General features: G+C 43.9%; 16 protein-coding genes. 7 read left to right on the forward strand and 9 right to left on the reverse strand.

Annotated elements, in window-relative coordinates; all coding sequences use genetic code 11:
* The first annotated feature begins 28 nt into the window (after positions 1-28).
* Positions 29-1,438, forward strand: a complete 1,410-nt coding sequence (locus M1P97_RS18250; RefSeq protein WP_249389820.1) for a sialate O-acetylesterase — start codon at positions 29-31, stop codon at positions 1,436-1,438.
* 40 nt (positions 1,439-1,478) lie between these two features.
* Positions 1,479-2,150 (forward strand): DUF2461 domain-containing protein, encoded by a 672-nt coding sequence (locus M1P97_RS18255; RefSeq protein ID WP_129731396.1) that lies wholly within the window; start codon positions 1,479-1,481, stop codon positions 2,148-2,150.
* Positions 2,151-2,217: 67 nt separating this feature from the next.
* On the opposite strand, the gene M1P97_RS18260 is transcribed toward M1P97_RS18255, so the two are convergent.
* The 7 genes from M1P97_RS18260 to M1P97_RS18290 form a co-directional block, all read right to left on the reverse strand.
* A complete protein-coding gene (locus M1P97_RS18260; RefSeq protein WP_249389821.1) occupies positions 2,218-3,393 on the reverse strand; it encodes a glycoside hydrolase family 130 protein in 1,176 nt (391 codons plus the stop codon).
* Between the two features lie 33 nt (positions 3,394-3,426).
* Positions 3,427-5,226: an aryl-sulfate sulfotransferase gene (locus tag M1P97_RS18265; protein ID WP_195373383.1), complete on the reverse strand. Its 1,800-nt coding sequence runs from the start codon at positions 5,224-5,226 to the stop codon at positions 3,427-3,429.
* A gap of 101 nt (positions 5,227-5,327) precedes the next feature.
* Positions 5,328-6,956: a RagB/SusD family nutrient uptake outer membrane protein gene (locus tag M1P97_RS18270; RefSeq protein ID WP_195373384.1), complete on the reverse strand. Its 1,629-nt coding sequence runs from the start codon at positions 6,954-6,956 to the stop codon at positions 5,328-5,330.
* 20 nt (positions 6,957-6,976) lie between these two features.
* Positions 6,977-10,000 carry a SusC/RagA family TonB-linked outer membrane protein gene (locus M1P97_RS18275; protein ID WP_195373385.1) on the reverse strand — a complete coding sequence of 1,008 codons (3,024 nt, stop codon included), beginning with the start codon at positions 9,998-10,000 and terminating at the stop codon, positions 6,977-6,979.
* Between the two features lie 238 nt (positions 10,001-10,238).
* Positions 10,239-11,753 (reverse strand): glycoside hydrolase, encoded by a 1,515-nt coding sequence (locus M1P97_RS18280; RefSeq protein ID WP_195373386.1) that lies wholly within the window; start codon positions 11,751-11,753, stop codon positions 10,239-10,241.
* A 330-nt stretch (positions 11,754-12,083) separates the two neighbouring features.
* On the reverse strand, positions 12,084-12,959 hold the full coding sequence (locus M1P97_RS18285) for an AraC family transcriptional regulator (RefSeq protein ID WP_195373387.1): 876 nt from the start codon (positions 12,957-12,959) through the stop codon (positions 12,084-12,086).
* A gap of 171 nt (positions 12,960-13,130) precedes the next feature.
* Positions 13,131-14,339 (reverse strand): hexokinase family protein, encoded by a 1,209-nt coding sequence (locus M1P97_RS18290; protein ID WP_249389822.1) that lies wholly within the window; start codon positions 14,337-14,339, stop codon positions 13,131-13,133.
* Positions 14,340-14,706: 367 nt separating this feature from the next.
* Here M1P97_RS18290 and M1P97_RS18295 point away from each other — a divergent pair, with 367 nt between their 5' ends.
* Positions 14,707-15,117, forward strand: coding sequence for a DUF3836 domain-containing protein (locus M1P97_RS18295; RefSeq protein ID WP_195373389.1), 411 nt, complete (start codon positions 14,707-14,709; stop codon positions 15,115-15,117).
* 110 nt (positions 15,118-15,227) lie between these two features.
* Here the strand turns inward: M1P97_RS18295 and M1P97_RS18300 are convergent, their stop codons facing one another.
* Entirely contained in the window at positions 15,228-16,592 is a 1,365-nt protein-coding gene (locus tag M1P97_RS18300; RefSeq protein WP_075559306.1) for a TrpB-like pyridoxal phosphate-dependent enzyme, read from the reverse strand.
* 156 nt (positions 16,593-16,748) lie between these two features.
* On the opposite strand from M1P97_RS18300, the gene M1P97_RS18305 reads away from it, so the two are divergent.
* The 4 genes from M1P97_RS18305 to M1P97_RS18320 are packed head-to-tail and all read left to right on the forward strand — an operon-like array spanning position 16,749 to position 21,305.
* Positions 16,749-17,972, forward strand: a complete 1,224-nt coding sequence (locus tag M1P97_RS18305) for a hypothetical protein (RefSeq protein WP_249389823.1) — start codon at positions 16,749-16,751, stop codon at positions 17,970-17,972.
* A gap of 15 nt (positions 17,973-17,987) precedes the next feature.
* Positions 17,988-19,211, forward strand: coding sequence for a DcaP family trimeric outer membrane transporter (locus M1P97_RS18310; protein ID WP_195373391.1), 1,224 nt, complete (start codon positions 17,988-17,990; stop codon positions 19,209-19,211).
* Positions 19,211-20,095 carry an SDR family oxidoreductase gene (locus M1P97_RS18315; RefSeq protein WP_195373392.1) on the forward strand — a complete coding sequence of 295 codons (885 nt, stop codon included), beginning with the start codon at positions 19,211-19,213 and terminating at the stop codon, positions 20,093-20,095. The genes M1P97_RS18310 and M1P97_RS18315 overlap by 1 nt, the downstream gene beginning before the upstream one ends.
* Positions 20,096-20,117: 22 nt before the next feature.
* Complete coding sequence (locus M1P97_RS18320) at positions 20,118-21,305, forward strand: phosphoribosylaminoimidazolecarboxamide formyltransferase (RefSeq protein ID WP_195373393.1); 1,188 nt, start codon at positions 20,118-20,120, stop codon at positions 21,303-21,305.
* A gap of 355 nt (positions 21,306-21,660) precedes the next feature.
* On the opposite strand, the gene M1P97_RS18325 is transcribed toward M1P97_RS18320, so the two are convergent.
* A complete protein-coding gene (locus tag M1P97_RS18325; RefSeq protein ID WP_195373394.1) occupies positions 21,661-22,671 on the reverse strand; it encodes an aspartate-semialdehyde dehydrogenase in 1,011 nt (336 codons plus the stop codon).
* Positions 22,672-22,704: the final 33 nt, after the last annotated feature.

Genomic DNA, 22,704 nt, shown 5'->3' on the forward strand with positions numbered 1-22,704 from the left:
AGTTAATCATTCAAATATATAGGAATACATGAAACTAACACGATTTACCGGGATGGCTGTCGGCTTGTCCCTGCTGATGGGCGGTGTACAGGCCCAGATCAGTTTGCCGTCTGTTTTTACAGATCATATGGTGTTGCAACAAAAAAGCGATGTGCCCGTATGGGGCTGGGGAGTAGCAAGCGGTACGATCAAAGTGGTCGGAAGCTGGGCGCCGAAAGATACGGCGACAACAGTCGTTCGTTCCGATGGTACCTGGGAAACGACACTGAAAACAGCCGGAGCCGGAGGCCCGTATACGGTATCTGTCTTAGGCAATGGAAGTTGTGAACTGAAAGATGTCATGCTGGGTGAAGTCTGGCTTTGTAGCGGGCAATCGAATATGGAATGGACGCCCATGAGCAATATAGATAACCGTGATGAAGAGATCGCTGCCGCTAATTATCCGAATATTCGTTTTTTTCATATCCCTAAACGCGGAGCAAAAACTCTTCAGAACGATTGTGAAGCATCCTGGGCTGCCTGTACTCCTGATGTAATGAAAACTACCAGTGCTGTGGCTTATTTCTTTGGTCGTGATCTGCAAAAAGATCTGAACGTACCTGTCGGCCTGATCGTTTCTGCGTGGGGTGGTACTCCTGCAGAAGTTTGGACTCCGGAGGAACTGGTGATGAATAATCCTCAGATACGTGATGTGATGCCGGATAAAACATATCCCTGGTGGCCGGTGGAGCCGGGTGTTTTATATAATCAGATGATCAATCCGGTTGTACCTTATGCCTTGGCCGGTGCAATCTGGTATCAGGGAGAGTCAAATCGCGATCATGCTTCGTCTTACGGTATTTTGTTGAAGACAATGATTGAAAGCTGGCGGAAGAGTTTTAAGAAGGATTTCCCGTTTTATCTGGTGCAGATCGCACCTCATACATATAATTCAAACGATAACGGGGCTGCTTTGGTTCGCGAATATCAGGAATGGGTGTCACGCACGGTTCCCGGAACAGGGATGGTGGCAATCTCCGACTGTGTTGCAGATGTAACGAATATTCATCCGACAGATAAGCAAAACGTTGGCCTGCGTCTGGCAAATATGGCTTTGGGAAAGACTTACGGACAACTCGCTTCCGGCTACGAAAGCCCGGTATTCAGTAAAATGACGGTCGACAAGAACAAGGCGGTTATTTCATTCCTTCATGCTGATGCCGGACTAATGTGTAAAGGAAAACAGCTGACCGGGTTTATGATTGCAGGAGAAGACGGTGTTTTCGAACCGGGAAAAGCTCAGATCAAGGATAACACCGTTATCATAACTTCCCCTCGTGTGAAAAAGCCGGTTGCAGTCCATTATTGTTTTGATGATGCAACTATTGGAAACTTGTTCGGTAAGGAAGGTTTACCGGTTGCTCCGTTCCGTACGGACAGAAACTGGGGTAATGAATGATATTATTCTGTATCTTTGCCTGTAAAACAAACAGAGATTTATGAATGCAGAAATAATACAATTCCTGAAGGAATTAAGTCAGAACAATAACCGGGAGTGGTTTCAGGCAAATAAAGACCGCTACGATGTATTGCATAAAGGGTTTCTCGATGAGGTACAGCAACTGATCAACCGGATCGCCCTGTTCGATCCGCAGGTGGCCGGGCTGGAAGCGAAAGACTGCCAGTTCCGTATCTACCGGGATTTGCGTTTTTCTCCGGATAAGACCCCTTATAAAATTCATTTCGCCGCTTATATGGCGCAAGGCGGACGTGCCAGTGAACGGGGTGGATATTATATTCATCTGGAGCCGGGTAATTGTATGCTGTCCGGTGGTGTATGGTGTCCTCCTCCTAAACTGTTGAAGATGCTTCGTCAGGATATTTACGATCATATCGACGAGTTTGTAGGTATCATTGAAAATCCGTCTTTTAAAGAGGCTTTTCCGGTAATGGAGGGCGAAGTGTTGAAACGTATGCCGGCCGGCTATCCGACGGATTTCAAATATAGTGAGATCATGCGGCACAAGGATTACTGTTTTGCTACCGTTAAACCGGACGAGTTTTTTATGACGGACGATTGGATGGACCAGGCGATCAAGCATTTCGAACAGTTACTCCCGTTTAATAACTTCCTGAATTATACGGTTGACGAATTTTTAGGGCGGGTATAAAATAAAGAGTCTGAAGCCGTAATGTGTTACATAAGGCTTCAGACTCTTTTCACATTATTGCCTTAAATCATACTCCTTTGTACTTTTTATTTTTATCAATCAGTTCATTTATTCTGGCAACAGAAGCGGCCGACCGAAGACCGTCTTCCGGAGTGTTCATGCAGTAATCGACCAAAACTTCTATCGTCGATACTGCTACATGCATCCGTGTATCGCAGGATGCATAGTAGATAAATACTTTTCCGTCTTCGTCTGCAATCCATCCATTGGTAAATAAGACGTTCGAGACATCCCCGATGCGTTCTTCCCCGACAGGTGCGAGGAAGTAGCCGCCGGGCTGTGCGATCACTTTGGTGGGGTCCTCCAGGGACGTCATGTACAGATAAAGTACATAACGTAGTCCTGCAGCGCATGCCCTGACCCCGTGGGCGAGGTGTAACCAGCCCTGTGGAGTCTTGATGGGATGCGGACCTTCCCCATTCTTGACCTCCTTGATTGTATGATAGTAGCGTTTATCTATTATTCGTTCAGAGAGAACTTCTGCGTGTGTAATATCATTGATGAGCGCCCAGCCGATACCTCCGCCACTTCCGGCATCGATAAAGCCATCCTGCGGACGGGTATATAATGCATACTTCCCGTCGACAAATTCCGGATGAAGGACTACATTACGCTGCTGGCTTTTTGATTTCAGGTCCGGTAGCCTTTCCCAGTCGATCAAATCTTTGGTACGGACAATTCCGGCTTTGGCAACAGCTGACGACAAATCTCCCGGAGCGGCAGCCGGATCATGGCGTTCGCTGCAAAAGATACCGTATATCCAACCGTCCTCGTGGGCGGTCAGGCGCATGTCATACACGTTTGTCTCCTCCGGATCGATATCCGGCAGGTTGACCGGTCGTTCCCAGAACCGGAAGTTATCCACCCCGTTCGGACTTTCGGCAATGGCAAAGAACGATTTACGGTCCCAACCCTCCACACGGACCATCAGTAGATACTTATCCTTCCACTTTATCGCTCCGGAGTTCATACAGGCATTCACCCCGATACGCTCCAGACAATACGGATTAGTAGCCGGGTTGAGGTCGTAACGCCATTCCAGGGGTATGTGTTCGCGGGTGATTACCGGATAGGTATAACGGGTGACAATACCGTTATCATTCTCTTCTTTTATATTTTTTCGTAATATGAGAACTTTATGCAAGTATTGTAATTTTTCTAGTTTTTCTTTGAAAATTTTCATTTTTCTAGTTTTTCAGCTTCGTATATATTAATGTTATAAGTTCTCCGGATAAAGTGAAATTCGTTTGGCACGGTGAAATGCCAAATAGTTAGGTACTGAAAAATGTATTTCAGAAATAACCTCTTTGGTTTTATAGTCAACTTCAATGACTCTGCCTCCAAGCCCATTAACAGTCGGAGTCCCAACTCCCGGACAGAATAACACATGGTCCGTTTCCGGTAAATATTGTGTAGAAGATACTCCCATGGCAAAACAAGATTTTCCTCTTTCTTTCCCATATTCCCATACTTGTTGTATTGTTTTTTGCTCTTCATTAATCTTGTATTCAACGGAACGGGTATACGCTTTTTCCCTGTCTTTATCGTAGGTCTGATAGTTACGGTAGAAACCATTGTCAAGGAGCAATATATTTCCGTTGGGCATGAATACGGGACAATGTTGTCCCCAGCACCATTCGAAATCATCATGATTTTTTTCTCCGTTAAGGATTTCTATATCTGTTATCTTCTCGCCCTTTGCATCTAAAGGCATCAGAAGGGTGAGCGAATTTTTCCACTCTTTATGAGGCGTTAGGATCCATTTAAGCTGATTGTTACGGGTCAATTTGGCGACTCCCTGATAGCGACAGGACACGATGATGCAATCATCGTCTTCCGAATAAATGACTGCATTACCATGAGCCCAGTTACCAAAAACCGCGATCGTGTCACCTGCCGGGACAAAAGTTTTACGAGTTTCATCCAGCGATTTTTTTAGATCCCATTCATTGACAATGGCACCGGTTTCATTGTCTACTTCCACCACATAGTCGTAAGTCGTTACTTTCCCGTCTTGTCCAATGCTTCCATCTTTACTGGCTGTTGCAATCAGATGGCCGTTAGGTATTTCAATGACATCATGATGGAATGAATATCCTTTGTCTTGTATGTTCCATGTATTTAGTATATTGCCGACCATGTCAAACTCCAGGATTCTTCCTGTCTTTACATCTCCGCAATAGAAATTTCCTTTCTTGTTTCGTTTTAAGCCGGTATGGGCTGTTATTCTCATCTCCGGATGATCTTTCAGGCGTAACAGCCACCGGATATCGCCATAGTTATCTATGATGAATGGGCGATGTGTATCGTATTCGTTATCTCCCAAGAAATTGATTAACGTCACTCCGGGCTCCATTTTTTCCCGTTGAGCGACAATCGTTGTTATTTGGGGATATTGGGTGTTAAGTAGCAAGTCGGGGACTGTTATTTTGATTGAGTCGGTCAGTCGTACTTTCCCCTGCTTGTTTGTTTGGGAGATATAGACCGTATTGGTGTGATTCTCATAGAGACCGTGTACGTTTACCCGGTATGCAGAGCTGTACTTCTTGAATGTATGTGACAAATCGGTACCTTCGTGTTTCCCCTTGACACAGACGGTCAGGTAACCGCTTGCCGGTAAAAGTAAATTGAGTTCTGCACTTAAAGGGGCATAGCCGGTAGGATCGAGTTTGATGTTTTTGTCGCTAAGATGGAAAGAGGTTCCTAAGGTCGGAATCTCTAATATCGTGTTGTCTGCGAAAAGCAGTGTTGTTTTCCAGTTGTCAATGTCGGGTGTCAATCGGATGATTTCATGCGAGGGGATAACCAACGTGTCTGTTTCAAAATAGAAAAGGTGTTTATCCTCATTTTGTTCGGTTTTTATTAACAGGCTACCTTCTTCCATTAATGAACGGATAGTTGTTATTTCTTCACCTGTTTCTGTTTCAGGAGAATCAATCTCTTCGTTACATCCGGTACATACTCCCAGTAAAAGAGCAAGCAAGGCAGTTCTTGTGTTATGAATATATTTTCTCATGCGATTACTTTCTATTTACAGACAAAGGGAGGGGAAGGACACGTACTGTGTTTGTCAGGGTGTCACTTCCCCCTATAGCTGTTCTATTCAATTATTTCGGTTTATCTCCACATCGGATGCTGTTCGATAGCCGCATTGGTATTCAATTCATTTTGCGGAATAGGCAGATAAAAATGTTTTGGCTGGAAGTTCTCAGCACCTTGTTTTTTGTTTTTGACGAAAATCTGCTTCATCTCTTCGTAAGAATACCAGCGTTTCAAGTCAAAGAAACGGTGACCTTCAAAGAAGAATTCAAGTTCGTTTTGATGAACCATTTCTTCCCACAATTCATCGGCTCCGTTCCAAGTCTTTTTAGCAAGTCCGGCACGGTCGCGGATACGTGTCAGGTCAGCAGCCGCTTCAGCCAGTTTATTGGTTTTGATACAGGCTTCGGCATGTAGCAGCAATACTTCGGCAAAACGCATCACACGCAGGTTGTTATTCTGGTTTGCCTGGTTGTACATACTGTTTGATTCTGCTTCATTTTTGTAGAAATTGGTGAATTTCTTGATCAAGAAACGTCCGGGTTTGTCACTGATGGTCGGGTAATCCGGTTCACCTCTTAAACGTTTGGTCGCACAAGCCTCCCAGATCTCATCGAATGACATATCTCCGAACCATGCACCATCTTCTACAGTCGTTTCATAATCAGAATGTTTCCAGAAGAAACTGGTGTACATACGTTTATCAAAGCGTGTATCGGAACCGGCCGGGCGTTCTTCAACGATGAAGTCATCTACGATAGAAGCTGTCGGCATCCATTTGAACCAACCGCCTGTACCTTGCGGCCCTACGAAGTTAGGAATTACCCAACCCTGTGTATCGTTCGGCCCTTCAGAGCCCCAACTACCTGAACCGTATTTCCCTTCATATACGAGTTCAAATATTGATTCTTTGTTTAACTCTGTATATTCGGTGAAGTTGTCTTCGAAATTTTCAGTCAGGTCGTATGTGTAAGGGCTTTGCATGATTGTTTTCAATTCCGCTTCTCCCTCTTCGTATCTTTTCAGATAGTTGTATGTTTTGCCCAAGTAAGCGATAGCAGTTCCTTTGGTTACACGACCGGCTTCTTCAGAAGGACGGGTGATCGGCAAATATTCCTTGGCTGTTTTGAAGTCAGCTTCAACTTGTTTCCATATATCAGCTTCCGGAGAACTCGGCTTCATGGTTTCCTCCAAACTTTCAGCAGCAGAAACCAGACGCAGAGGAACATCGCCAAAGTTGGTAACTAACAGGAAGTAAGCGTAACCTCTTAAGAAACTAGCTTCTCCAATCAGTTCGTTCATTTTAGTCTGGTCCATATCCGCTTTATGAATATTGTTTAGAAGGACATTGGCACGATTGATGGTGTTATAGATTCTGCCAAAATCACTTTCTGCCGTATTCGGGGTGTTGGTGAAAGTGGCGGGTTGCCAGTTGTGCGCTTCTTCTCCCAAGATGAACCAAGTATCATCTGCACGGTTTATGGTATGCCAACCGGTATAACCTCCGAAATAGCCATACATCTGGCTACGGATAGGAGAATAGATGGTTGCCATAGCAGCTTGTGCATTGGCTTCAGAAGACCAATAGGTATCTTCTACATATTCATTCGGGTTTGTAAAACTTAAAAAATCAGACTCGTTGCATCCTGTCATGGCAAGGACAGCAGCCGGAACGAGAACCAGCTTTTTTAATATATTCGTTTTCATATTATGAGCATTTTGTTAAATTAGAAATTAAGTTGAACGCCAAATGTAATTGTTCTTGCCAACGGGAAACGACCGTGGTCACAACCTCTTGTCATGGTACCGTCACCACCACCGTTCTGATCGTCGTTCTGTCCTAAGTCAGGTGTATAGCCGGTGTATTTAGTGGCAGTAAATAGATTGTCCATTGCTGTATATATACGCAAATTGTTCATTCTTAACGGTGTCAACAGATTTTGTGGCAATGTGTAACCGAATTCCAATGTCTTCAAACGGAAGAAAGAACCGTTTTCTAACCAGCGGTCGCTACAACGACGGCGGTTTTCATTTTTGTCTTCTTGTGTGAAGCGGGGCATATCGGTATTTCTGTTCTGTTCGGTCCATGCATTTAATGTGCTTGTACCGAAGTTGGTGAATTCGTTCATGGATTCCATGCGGCAACGTGTGTAGTTGTATATTTTGTTACCAATCATGCCGTCAAAGAACAATCCTAAATCAAATCCTTTGTATTGAACGTTGCCACGGATGCCGAAGGTTACATCGGGAAACGGACTTCCTGCATATTGACGGTCATCGTCGCTAATCTGGCCATCACCGTTGTAGTCGATGAAGCGAATATCTCCCGGCTGTGCGTCCGGTTGGATCAATTTACCATCGGCAGTGGTATGTGCTTTTATTTCTTGTTCATTTTGGAAGATACCGTCTGTCTTTACAACATAGAATGCACCAATCGGATCACCGACTTTGGCCCAAGTTATAGTACCTTCACCTTGTGGATTGTAACCAGCAAACTCTTGTTTGTCGCTACCTACGGTAATTTCTTTGATCTTGTTGCTGACCGTAGAGAGGTTTACTCCGACGTTGTAATAAACTTCTCCTACCGTATTGCGGTGGTTAACAACCAATTCAAAACCTTTATTCTGGATAGTACCGGCATTCATTGTCGGACTACCGCCCATACCGACAGATGGGGGCATAGAGATACTTAATAATACGTCTTTGGTTTCCTGGATAAAGTAATCTGCATTGAAAGATAGTTTCCCGTTGAAGAAGCTTGCATCCAAACCGATGTTGGTAGTCCGAGTCTCTTCCCAAGTCAAATCTTTAGGTGATACCCAGTTAACACCGGTACTACTACCCATCCACCACTGACCGCCTTGTACGTAGTTGATACCGCTGGTGGCTGTACTTTGAGTGGTATAGTTTCCGATTTCCTGGTTACCCAATACACCGTAGCTGAGGCGTAGTTTCAATTCGTCAACAGTTTTTTTCGCATTTTCAAAGAACTGTTCGTTCATGATATTCCAACCGGCGGATACAGATGGGAATACACCATATCTGTGACCATCGGCAAAGCGGGAAGAACCATCACGGCGGATAGAGGCAGAAATCATATAGCGCGAATCGTAGCTATACATGGCACGGGCAAACAGAGAAACTAATGAGTGTTCCTGTAAAGATCCGGAAGTGGTTTGTTCCGTAGTGGCACCAGCTCCGATTGCATCTGTTCCTGCCGGAATATCTTTACGGGCTGCACCAAACGAACGGTCTTTATTTTCTTGTGCGGAATAACCGAACAAGCCGGATACGGTGTGTTTTCCGAATGTGTTGTCGTAGTGCAACGTGTTTTCAACCAACCATTGGTCACCGAAAGAAGCACCTTCACTCAGGCTTGACTGTATGGCTCCGGAACCGAAATTGTATTCAGGATTGTAGTTGTAGCTACGGCCGTTGTTTTTGTTGTAACCAAAGTTCAGTTTGTATTTTAATCCTTTTAGACCCAGGTCGATTTCTGCGTAAGCGTTCAATAACAACTCCATGTTGTGTTTTTGTCTGTCGAACAATTCGGAATAACCGACAGGGTTGTCCATGTTTTTCATCCAAGGTTCGATACCGGCATAACCACCTAACTGATTCGGGTCTTTCACCTTCATCAACGGGTTCTGACGCAAGGGGTCTGTAATGACTAAGTCATTGATCTGTTTGTCGGCTGTTTTCACTAACAATGTATTTCCAACACGGAAATGATCGTTAAAGAAAGAGAATGTGTTTTTGGCTCGAACATTAAATGCACTGTATCCTGAATTCAATAAGATACCTTGTTGGTTGATATAACCGGCAGACACATTATAGGTAGCCGTTTTTGTACCTCCGCTGATATTTAAATTGGCTTTTGTGACAGGAGCTGTACGATATACTTCATCCTGCCAGTTTGTTCCGGCTCCTTGGAAGTTTGCTGCGCTTTCAGGAAGGTAACCGCTTTGTTTCATCACTGAGATCCATTGTTGAGCGTCTAGCACATCCAGTTTCTTGGTGATGTTCTGGAAACCGGAATAAACATTTACGTCGATAGTCGTAGGAGTTTCTTTTTTACCGCCTTTAGTCGTAATCAGCACAACGCCATTAGCTGCACGTGAACCGTAGATAGCCGCAGCCGAAGCATCTTTCAATACTTCAAGTGATGCTATATCTGCCGGGTCTACCATGTTGATATCTCCATAAACGCCATCGATTACATACAACGGTGTATTTGAACCTAAAGAACTTAATCCACGAATGTTGATACTCATGCCTGAACCGGGTTGGCCTCCAACGTTGGAAACACTTACACCGGCAATACGACCTTGCAATGCCCCGGCTGCACTTTTGGCGATATTGGCTTGTAGGTCTTTAGAAGAAACAGAGGCAACGGCACCGGTCAAATCTCTTTTCTTCACCGTACCATAACCGATTACGACAACCTCATCCAATTGTTCACCGTCAGCCATTGTGATATTGATTACATTTTTATCTCCAACAGTGATAAAAGATTGTTGCATACCTACGTAAGAAAATTCCAGGACCTGTCCTGGATTGACATTGATGGTGTAGTTCCCATCAATGTCAGTTGTTGTACCTATTGTGGTTCCTTTTACAACAACTGTTGCTCCGATGACTGGATTGTTCTCCGAGTCTTTTACCGTACCTTTCACGGTCATAGCCTGCTGCGCCCAACTGGAAACAGCAAAGGCTCCTAGTAATAGAGAAAAAGCTAGTTTTCTGTTCATAATTAAATATTTAAATGATAAAATAATTCTATTAGGTTAATAAAGGGTTTACTATCCTTAAATTTTGAAGGATAGTAAACAGATTGTTATATGATTTAGGTTGTTATTTTTTGATGATCTTGGCAGTCTCTACACCATTTTATAACTAACCGCTTTTGCTCTTGTTCCTACTAATAAAGCAACAACCAGTAAAATTGTTTGTGTAAAAAAAACTTTTCATGATCTTATAAATTTAAAGTTATTCAACATTTCCTGTAAAGGTTACAACGCTCTTTGCCGGAAGAGTTATCATGTACGTATTACCTACCGGTTGGATAGTCTCCAAGGTTTCCCATTTGTGGGTGGCATCGGTCAGGTAACCGGCAAGCGGGCTAGCTGTTTGGTTGTTGTCTAATGCTAGGTCGATAGTTGTTTCTGTGTCGTTGGTATTGATGGCTACAATTGTAAAGTTATTGCCTTTTTTATAACCGGATACCATATAGCCTTGGTCGGAGTTGTATTCGGCTGAGATGCGGGTACTGCCTACAGGAATATAGCGTGTAAAGTTTCCGAATGTCTCATAACGTTTTCCGGTTTCGTAATCGGTACGATTTTCTTTGTTAATATAAATCAACCCTTCATTAGTACCACTGTCAGGCAAGGCTCCTGCCCACCAGATAATTGAACTTACATTGGCTTCACAAAGGTAACGGTGGAATTTGACTGCCCAGTTTAGGCCGTCATCTATGGAAGTTGTGTATGAGTTGTTCGGGTCGCTGATTTCTGTCAACCATACCGGAATGTTTTTTGATTCTGCCTTCGTAAACGGTTCGATACCCGGATCTTTTTTTGTTACCGGGTCCACATAACCGTGTCCGGCTGCGATGATCGGGTAATTGGTAATGCGGGTATTGACATTTAAAATATCGCGTACATAGTTTTTACTACCCATGATAAAACCTAAAATACCTGTCCATTGTGCATTTTCACCGAAAATAATCTTAACATCCGGGTGATTGGCGGCAAATGTCGGCCCCATGTTGTTAACAATGAATCGTCCCAAGGTAGTTGTTCCCGGTAACCAGAGGCAAGAACTCCAGGAAGCTGCATATTCCGGTTCATTGGCTGGTGATATGGCATAAGGCTTTAGACCTACTGAACTGTAAGCATCACAGAAAGCTGACAGATAATCGGCAAATTTTTGATAGTAAGCAGATTTTAAATTCCCTTTCGAATCACTGTCGTTACTTTTCATATAGGCAGGCGGACTCCAGACAGAATAAACGAATTTATCTACGTCATATAACGCTTTGACACGTTGGTTGATCCATAACTGGCCTTTGCGTTGAGCTATTTCTTCTGCAGCTTCATTCCCATCGGCACTGTAGTCGATATCAAAAAACGGATCGTCGAGCGGCATATCGATTTCTTCATCCAAATGGAAAGAAGTATCTCCTTCGTTTTTCCAATAATGGGAATAGATTTCACCTCTTAATATATTCAAGTGTAATCCATCTTTTCCGAACATCAGGTCTAAGACTGTATCACGTTTGCGGTGTGCATACAGATAATCTGCCCATCCGGCTTGTGCCACACCGAAACCATCAATGTTTTGTTCTTCTGTATTCCAATGGAGTATTACGTCAGTATTTGCAACGGCTTTTGTTGCAAGAGAACCACCAGCTTTCTGGTCTACCATTTCACTGTCTGTACAAGCTCCTAAAAGGAACAAACAAGCGAACAATCCTAAGGTTAATTTTCGAGGTGTTTTCATATTAATTGGCATTAATGTTTGACTTCATTGCAAATGTAGAGAATGAAGTAAATGGAGAAGTGTCGGATTCAGTCAATCTTATTGCTCGTTTCTGTCAATTTTATAAAATTGTAACTATGATAAGCGTTTGTATATTACAATAATTAACTATATGACTTTTCCTTGTAGCATGAGTTTAACTTATTTTAGTGAAAATCTTTGTTTTATATAGTCTTGGATGTTAATCTCTTGTGTTTTGTTTAATTGTTTGGTTTTTAGTTCGTTAGTTGACCTTCCAGTGTGCTGGAAGGTCAAAATCGATTGCTCTATTCGGTCAAAATGTAATAGTGTTTAAACGATAACCCGCAGGCGTTGATAATTTTCGCGATATTCCTGCGGTGTGACGTTCTTGTATTTCTTGAATACTTTATAGAAATAGGATTGACTGACGAAACCGCAACGGGAAGCGATATCCATGATGCTTTCTTTCTCGTTATTATTCAGTTCGCGAACGACGGAGTTGATCCGGTATTCCTGCAGAAAGTCAGTAAAACTATGTCCTGTGTTCTTTTTGAGGAAACGGGAAAGCGTAGACAAGCTCATTCCCATATATTGAGCCAGTTCATCGATGGTTATCTGATTGCAGAGGTTTTTAGTGATATAGTCGAGTATTTTTTTCATTTGATAGTCGCTTTCCGTATATTGGGAAGAGACATTCTTTGATAAGACACGGACATCTTCGGATAAGGACAGTTCATGCAACAGGATAAAGAATTTCATGACGGAATAGAACCCTTTCTCGGTCGAAATCATTCGCATAATAGGAAGTACGCGGTTGATATCTGCCAGGCCGAATACCAGTCCATGCTCTGCTTTTACCATCATTTTCATGACCGAGTCGAACTGGTTTTTCTGAAAAGCCGGGTTGGAGAATAAGGAAGGAGGAAACTGGATGGTGATTTCATGAATGTCGTTCGAACGGCAACTCCCATTCAGCCAGGCGTGTTTTAACTCGGTGTTGGTAATCAATACAAGGTCTTTCTCTCCGATGACTTCATCCGAGTCGCCAACGATCCGTTGCGCACCGGCTGCATGTTCCACAAAGTTCAACTCCCAAACGTTATGGACATGGATTGGAAAAGTGAAAGAAGATTTTGTGCGTTCAAACAAAATAAAACTGTCTTTATTAGATAAAGGTGACTTTTCTCTGAAAACTTCTGTTATCATAGATATTGTATTAAAACTAGTGTGTTGCAGGCAAAGATAGTAGATTGAATTAAATCTGTGGGATGAATTCGGAATAAATTTATTTTTCCGGTTCATAATTGTCAACAAGCTTGCTCATAATTGTTGGCAAGCCTGTCGGCAATTATCGACAGCAAACTTCTGAAAATATGTTCAGGATAATGCTGCAATACTTGTTCCGATAAGATTGGCATTGTTCATCTGATTGATGTGAACTTTTACATCACCCAGTCCGAATTCATTCAGAAGTTCCTGTAATTTTTCCATTACCAGGATATTATAATCTTTGTCTTTCCGGTTCTTACTCCAGAAGAGGCTGCCTTCGGCGACCAGACAGATCTTTTTGGTCTCTTTATTATAAGATGTAAGCAATTTGATCAATCCGGCGAGGGATGCGGCTACCAGTTGTGCCGACCGGTTATAGATCCAATGGGCCACCTCTACGTATTTTTCTTTGTGGATATCCGGATAGTTCATAATCGTTGTCAGTTTCTGTGCATCGAATTTCTCTTCGAATTCTTCCAACGGGAAGGCTGCTTTAAGTATTTCTCCCAGATACATGCCCGAGACTGCTTTTTCAAAACGCTGACTACCCCGGCTGTCGGAACAGGCATCGACCGTATCATCGACAGTAGTCAGGAAAGGCGGGTTGAAGTTTCCGGATTCCAGATTAACGGGGATAAGTCCTTTCATCTGGCAGGAAGGAGGAAGTTTGGTTATTTTTTCTGCCGGGATAAAAGTAGCCATATTAGTTCCCGTTCCGACAATCAGTCCGATATAAGCATCGTAACTGCTGTCGGTAAGACCGGCAAACAGACTGGCTACTGTGTCATTAAGCACCTTTATGCCGGTGAACTTGACGTTGTTCATTTCATTCAAGTAGTTGAGTAAAGGCTTCCCTACAGGTTGTCCGATCATATCCTTTATATTAACCCCTTTGGTCCAATGTAGTAACCGGGCATCACCGTCGGGAAGCGATTCGGCAGCATAGGAGAAGCAATAACCGATCGGCATTTCTTCATCCCGTTTGATTTCTCCGATCGGGTCGGCCAGTTCTTTAAATAATTCATCACGGGTGAAACCGGGAGTTTTCATAACGGATAAATCTTTTTTCCACCCGTTTTCCGGATGAATGGTTGTTTTATCGTTTGCAAAATTGACGGTTGCCACCCTATAATTGGTTCCCCCCAGGTCGAGGACCAATGCTTTTCCGTTTATGCCTTTACTCCTGGGAGTAATAAATGTTGGGAGACATTGTATTTCTGCATTGTCTTCTGCCAGACCTTCTTCCACTTTCTTTTGCAATGAAAGGGCTATTTCTTTCAATTGCTCTTGTTCTAGTTTAAAAATGTTCTTCTCCATGATATACTGATTTAATTCGGATACTAATATCCTTTCTTTATTTATAAATAACAAACGGAGGGCATTATTTAGTTCTAAAAAATGTAGATGATGTACAAAAAACTCTTTGTGTCAATTCGTAAGTTGTGTAACGGATTTTATGTGTTTTTTAAGAAAACCGGTACACTAAAAGACTTTGTTTTGAAGTAATAAGTTGGATTTGTTGTAAATTGTAAGTTGTGCTTGTGGGAGGCAATGTCTTGTGATGGTTTAAAATGGTTAAATATGTTATTTTGGCTATCAAAATGTCAGAAAATATTTGGTTGATACCGGAAAACTGTGTTCATTTGCACGCAATTTGAAAGTAAATCTTATAGGTAATATATTTATGAAAGCTTCAGTTTTAAGAAAAGAAATTTTGGCACTGGTTGTTTTGTTCGTTTGTAGTCTGGCAATGAGTGCTGCATCTCCAAGAAACTATCTTTATGATACAAAAGAGGAGAATGGTAAGATCGTATCGAAAGTTATCTTCTTACATGAGGAAGGGCTTTTGAACAAACAGGTGAAATATGAATTCACCTACAATGATAACGGTAAGGTCGCTGAAAAGAAAGCGTATCGCTGGAATCAGTCAAAAGAAACTTGGGATCCTTATTATCTGATTTCTTATCAGTATAACGAGGAAAAAGGTGAAATCAATTCCGTATACGGAATGTGGAACAAAAAGAAAAAAGATTTTAGTTTGAATACACAAGAAATGGTTGTACCTGCAGCCAGTTATGAGGATATATTCTCATAATACCTATTTTAAAACATTTCATAGACACACACACACGAAAGTGGCGCGAATAACAAAAGACGTGAGTCCCTGTTATTAGCGCCACTTTTATTTTGTAAAAGATTATCGGGTTATCCGATAATCTTTTCTAATTCTTCCAGATTCTTGGCTACATCTTCGTCTGTTACTTCATAATTGGTCAGGTCGCCTGCCAGATACTGGTCGTAGGCTGCCATATCGATCAGACCGTGACCGGACAAGTTGAACAGGATCGTACGTGCCTTTCCCTCTTTCTTCGCTTCTTCTGCTTCGCGGATGGCAACAGCAATAGCGTGAGAAGATTCAGGAGCCGGGATGATTCCTTCTGCCTGGGCAAACATTGTTGCTGCTTTGAATGTATCCAACTGTTTTACGTCCGCAGCATTCATCAGTCCGTCTTTCATCAACTGGCTCACGATCGAACCTGCACCATGATAACGCAGACCGCCTGCATGGATATTGGCAGGAGCAAAGTTATGTCCTAATGTGAACATCGGGATCAGCGGAGTATATCCTGCCTCGTCTCCGAAGTCGTACTGGAACTGTCCGCGTGTCAGTTTCGGGCAGGATGCCGGTTCTGCAGCAATCACACGAATATCTTTACCTTCTGTCAGTTTATGACGCAGGAACGGGAAAGTGATACCTGAGAAGTTTGAACCGCCACCGAAGCAACCGATTACAACATCCGGATATTCGCCTGCCATTTCCATCTGCTTTTCAGCTTCCAGACCAATCACAGTCTGGTGCAACATTACGTGGTTCAAAACGCTACCCAATGTATATTTACAGTTAGGCACCTGCATAGCCAACTCTACGGCTTCCGAAATAGCAGTTCCCAGACTACCCTGATAGTTAGGATGATCGGTCAGGATCTTACGTCCGGCTTTCGTGCTCATACTCGGTGAAGCGATCACCTGTGCACCGAAAGTCTGCATGATCGAACGGCGGTAAGGTTTCTGGTGATAGCTGACCTTTACCATATAAACAGCCAGTTCCAGGCCGAAAGCCTTGGCTGCATAGGAAAGGGCGGCACCCCATTGTCCGGCACCTGTTTCAGTGGTGATATTGGTAACGCCTTCCTGTTTACAATAGTAAGCCTGTGCGATAGCAGAGTTCAGTTTGTGTGAACCGATCGGACTGACACTTTCGTTCTTAAAGTAAATATGTGCAGGAGTATCCAGCATCTTCTCCAGTCCGTAAGCACGAACCAGCGGAGTGGGACGCCATACCTTATATAATTCGCGAACCTCTTCCGGTATTTCAATCCAGGCATCGGTCGTATTCATTTCCTGATGGGAAGCAGCTTTGGAAAACAGGGGATAGAGATCCTCTTCTTTCATCGGTTGCTTTGTCTGCGGATTCAGAATAGGAAGTGGTTTGTTCTTCATATCAGCCACAATATTATACCAGGCTGTGGGTATGTCTTTCTCCTCCAATAAAAACTTTTTAGTACTCATAATTCTTTATGTAGTTTACATTATTAATCAATTTGGCCTTTAAGGCTTACAACTTGGAAGCAAAGTAACAAATAATATTTCGTTCTTCAAATTGAATAAACAAAAATATATACCTTTGTGCCTTCAAATTAGACAAATAGATAACAAACGACAACAATGAAAAAGCTGGCTCTGCTACTGGTAAGTGCACTGACTTTGTTTTCCGCAACTGCCCAGAAGAAAAACTTCACTTACAAGTTTTATGGATTTGTGCGTGGTGACTTATTTTACAACACGCGTGCGAATATGGCTCCGGTAGACGGAAACTTCTACCTTTTCCCGCTGGATAAGAATCCGGACGCGGATGGAGAAGATCTGAATGGAACGCCCAATGGCAGTTTCTATACGTTTACATCGCGCTTGGGTATTAGTGTGACCGGCCCGAATGTCGGTACTGCCCGAACTTCCGCTTGCCTGGAAACCGACTTCGGCGGCTTTTCCGGAAGTACGACCATGTTGCGTATCCGTCAGGCCTGGGTGGCTCTGGACTGGGAAAAGAGTAATGTCTTGATCGGGCAAACCTGGCATCCGCTGTTCGGCTCTGTTTTTCCGGATATACTGAACCTGTCTACGGGGGCGCCTTTTCAGCCGTTCAACCGCAGTCCGCAAATCCGCTATCAGTATAAAGCCGGACAGGTAAATCTTACTGCTTCTGCTCTTTGGCAGTTGCAGTATTTGTCGAGTGGTCCGAAGGGAATGAGTGAAGATTATATAAAGAATAGTTGTGTCCCGGAGTTTTATGTCGGAGCCGATTATGCATCCGATAATGGGTGGCTGGCCGGTGCCGGTGTCCATCTGATTTCACTGAAGCCTCGTACCTCTTCTGAGGTAGATAAGAAAGTTTATAAGGTAAATGAACGGATGACGACATATTCGTATGAAGCTCACTTGAAATATACCGGGCGTAATTATACCTTTGCAGCCAAAAGCCTAATGGCTTCGTGTCTGGATCAGACGGCGCTGATCGGTGGTTATGGTATCAGTTCGGTCGATCCCCGGACGGGGGAACAGGAGTATACTCCGTTCCGGCATTCGACAACCTGGGCTAATTTTACATATGGAACGAAATGGAAGTCGGGTATCTTTATGGGATATACCAAAAATCTGGGAACGGATGATGCGTTGGTATCGAATACAGTTTATGGTATGGGATTGAATATCGACCAGCTTTTTACAGTGAATTTGAATTTATCATATAACCTCCCTCATTGGCAGATCGGACTTGAGTACTCGCCGGCAACGGCTTGGTACGGCACGATCGACCAAAAGAACGGGAAAGTGGGAGACACCCACGCCGTAACCAACCATCGGATACTGGGATTGGTTATGTATTATTTCTAAATTAAACGCTTTTAAATGAGAACGAGACTGAGCATGCTTTTAATAGCCGGATTGTTAGTTGTAGCTTCCGGTTATGCACAGAAGAAGAACTTTTCGTATAAGTTTTACGGACAGGTACGTGGTGATTTGTTTTATAACTCCCGGGCAAACTCCGAGATCGTGGACGGTTTGTTCCATCTTTATCCGTTGGACAAGAAACCGGATGCCGATGGTAACGACCTGAATGCAACAGCAAACGGTAGTTTTTACCTGCTTTATTCCCGTCTGGGAATCGATGTGGGCGGTCCGAATGTCGGTAAAGCAAAGACAACAGCCAAGCTGGAAGTCGATTTCCGTGGTTCGGGGAGTAACTTTGCTATGATACGTATACGGCATGCTTATGTGAATCTCGACTGGGGAAAGTCGGCGGTACTGATTGGCCAGACCTGGCATCCGTTGTTCGGAGACATCTTTCCGCAGATGCTGAATCTTTCTACGGGAGCTCCTTTTCAGGCCTTTAGCCGTAACCCGATGCTTCGTTACCGTTATACGGACAATGGATGGAGCCTGACCGGAGCGGCTATCTGGCAGTTGCAGTATCTTTCAACCGGACCAAATGGTAAAAGCGAAGAATATATAAAGAATAGCTGTGTACCTGAATTTTACGGTGGTATCGATTATAAACGGAAGAACTGGACGGCAGGTGTTGGTGTGGATGTTCTTTCACTGGTGCCACGCGTGAAATCTGTTGTAGGCGATAATACTTATAAGGTCAACGAACGTATTACCTCTTTGTCTCTCGAAGCGCATGCCCGCTATACCGACGAAAATTGGAAGATCTCCGCTAAGACAATTATGGGAGAGAATCTGGCACACCTGTGTATGCTGGGAGGTTATGGCGTGAGCAACATCGATCCGCGTACAGGTAAACAGGAGTATACGGCTTACCGTCATTCGATGACCTGGTTAAATGTGGTTTATGGAAAGAAATGGCAACCGGGTTTGTTTGTCGGTTATTTGAAAAACCTGGGGGCAGGTAAGGATATTGTTGGTGATACCTATGGTGTCGGTCTGGATGTAGATCAGGTTTTTACAACCAATTTGCAGTTGTCTTATGTATTGCCCCACTGGAAACTAGGATTTGAATACAGCCCTTCTCTTGCCTGGTATGGCGAAGAAAAACTGCCGGACGGACGTATCCGTGATACGCATTCAGTAACGAATCACCGTATATTAGGTGTATTAATCTATTCATTCTAATGAAAACACTGATAATTGGAGCTAACGGTTTTACCGGGAGACGGATATTGCAAAACCTGTCTTTACAAGGTAAATATGAATTGGTCGGTTGTTCCCTGCACGAAGATATAGCCCCGGCAAACAGTCACCGGTTCGTTCAGGCAGATATCAACGATCATGCTGCTATCGCACAACTGATGGGCGAGATCCGTCCGGAGGTAGTGATAAACGGTTCTGCTCTTTCCGTGCCCGATTATTGCGAGCTGCATCATGAAGAAGCGTATGCGGCGAATGTGTCTGCTGTCGAGAATATAGCCCGTTGCTGCGAGAGTCTGGGAAGCCGTTTTATCCATCTGTCGACCGACTTTGTATTTGATGGAGATAAAGGATCGCTGTATACCGAAGAGGATACTCCTGCCCCGGTGAATTACTATGGTATCTCTAAATATCAGGGTGAACAAGCCGTAGCTGCCAATTGCAGCAGTTATGCCAATGTCCGCGTGGTTGTCGTTTACGGTAAAGCTTTTCCCGGGCAGCACGGTAACATTCTGCAATTGGTAAAGAACCGTCTGCAGGCAGGACAGGAGATACGGGTCGTTTCCGATCAGTTCCGTACGCCGACCTGGGTAAATGATATTGCCGACGGAGTCGAAAAACTGATGCACGTTTCTCAAAGCGGCACGTATCATATTTGTGGAGGCGAATGTCTTTCCATCGCGGAAATTGCGTATCGTGTAGCCGATTATTTCGGGTTGGACCGTTCATTGATCCTTCCTGTGACTACGGAAGAAATGAATGAGGCTACACCGCGCCCCCGATTCAGTGGACTGAGTATCGGGAAAGCCAGACGCGAGTTAGGATATACCCCTCATTCCCTGGAGGAAGGAATGGAGGAAATGAGATAGTTTATCATATATAATAAGTAATATGAATACAGAAAATAAAAACTCTCTGGAACTTAAGTACGGCTGCAACCCCAATCAGAAGCCGTCGCGCATTTTTATGCAGCAAGGGGAATTGCCTATCGAGGTATTGAACGGACGCCCCGGATATATCAATTTCATGGATGCTTTCAATAGCTGGCAATTGGTGAAAGAGCTGAAAGAGGCTACCGGTCTTCCCGCTGCCGCATCTTTCAAGCATGTAAGTCCGGCCGGTGCCGCAGTAGGTATCGAAATGAGCGACACCTTGAAAAAGATCTATTTTGTAGATGATCTGCCGCTAACTCCTCTTGCCACTGCTTATGCACGTGCCCGTGGTGCCGACCGTATGTCTTCTTACGGTGACTTTATCGCTTTGAGCGATACCTGTGACGAAGCAACGGCCCGCCTTATCAACCGCGAAGTATCCGATGGTGTCATTGCTCCCGATTATACGCCGGAAGCATTGGAGATACTGAAGAACAAACGAAAAGGAACCTATAATGTGATCAAGATCGATCCGGCTTACAAACCGGCTCCGATCGAACATAAGGATGTATTCGGTATCACTTTCGAACAGGGACGTAACGAGATCAAACTGGATGAAAGCCTGTTGACCAATATCCCGACAAAGAGCCAGCACTTCACCGCAGAGGCCAAACGTGACCTGATCATCGCCCTTATTACATTGAAATATACACAGAGTAACTCTGTTTGTTATACAAAAGACGGACAGGCTATCGGCATCGGTGCCGGTCAGCAAAGCCGTATCCATTGTACCCGTTTGGCTGGTAACAAAGCGGATATCTGGTTTCTCCGTCAGCATCCGAAAGTAATGAATCTGCCCTGGATCGAAAAAATACGCCGTGCCGATCGTGATAATACGATAGATGTATATATCAGCGATGACCATGAAGATGTATTGGCCGAAGGTGTATGGCAGCAATTCTTCACTGAAAAACCGGAAGTCCTGACCCGCGAAGAGAAGCGTGCCTGGCTGGATACCATGAATGGTGTGGCTTTGGGCTCGGATGCATTCTTCCCGTTCGGCGACAATATCGAACGTGCACATAAGAGTGGTGTGGAATACATCGCACAGGCAGGCGGCTCAGTCCGTGACGATCATGTGATCGATACTTGCGACAAATATGGTATAACAATGGCGTTTACAGGCGTACGGTTGTTCCACCATTGATTTGGTTATATATTGCTAATCAGTTTGTGAGGGCGTACAAATATTTATCGTCCTCGCAACTGTTATTCAAGCTGCCACCTCCCGTTTACGTGTCGTATCTTCTTTCAGGCTATTAGAAATATTCGGTAAAAGAACGGACTACTTCCGACCGGTTCTTGAAATACCATGCCGGGTCAACCTTTTCCATACAGCTGTATCTTTTATACAAGACAAATATAGTGCAATTTTATCGATTATAGAAGATAGAAAAGCCTCTGTTTTATCGATTATACAAGATACGGAGTTTATATTAAATAAAAAAGGGACCGTCTCTAACAGACCGTCCCTTTCCATATATAGAAAGATTGTAAAGTTATTATCCTATATTCTTCACCTTGATCAGGTATTCAGCGATCTGAACAGCGTTTAGGGCGGCACCTTTCTTGATCTGGTCGCTGACAGTCCAGAATGTCAGGCCGTTCGGGTTGCTGATATCCTTGCGGATACGGCCTACGTAAACAGGTTCTTTATCGGCAACGAACAGAGGCATCGGATAGTCTTTCTTTGCCGGTTCGTCCTGCAGAATGATACCTTCGCCTTCAGCAAAAGCTTTGCGGGCTTCTTCTACACTGATCGGACGTTCTGTTTCGATCCAGGTTGCTTCGCTATGAGCACGCATAACCGGGACACGAACGCAAGTTGCGCTCACTTCGATATCGGAGTGCATGATCTTACGTGTCTCGTTATACATCTTCATTTCTTCTTTTGTATAACCGTTTTCAGTGAACACATCTACGTGAGGGATCACGTTGTATGCCAGTTGATAAGCGAATTTTTCTACTGTCGGTTCTTCGCCCTTCAGAAGCTGTTCGTACTGTTTGATCAGTTCGGCCATAGCTGTTGCACCTGCACCGCTGGCAGCCTGGTAAGTAGATACATGTACGCGCTTAATGTGCGATACTTTTTCGATTGCCTTCAATGCAACGACCATCTGGATGGTAGTACAGTTCGGATTGGCAATGATACCGCGAGGACGATTCAGTGCATCTTCCGGGTTCACTTCAGGAACTACCAAAGGTACATCGTTGTCCATGCGGAATGCGCTGGAGTTGTCGATCATTACAGTGCCATGTTTTGTAATGGTTTCTGCAAATTCGATAGATGTACCGCCACCGGCCGAAACAAAAGCAACATCGATTCCCTTAAAGTCGTCGTTATGCTTAAGCTCCTTAACGGTGTACTGTTTACCACGGAAGTCATAAACACGTCCGGCACTACGCGATGAGCCAAAAAGCACAAGCTCATCCATCGGGAAGTTTCTTTCGTCGAGTACGCGCAGGAATTCTTGCCCTACAGCTCCACTCACACCAACAATTGCTACTTTCATTTTGAGCACTAATTAAATTGTTTTGTAAAAAAT

This window comes from Parabacteroides leei (genome assembly GCF_023369805.1).
GTDB lineage: Bacteria > Bacteroidota > Bacteroidia > Bacteroidales > Tannerellaceae > Parabacteroides > Parabacteroides leei.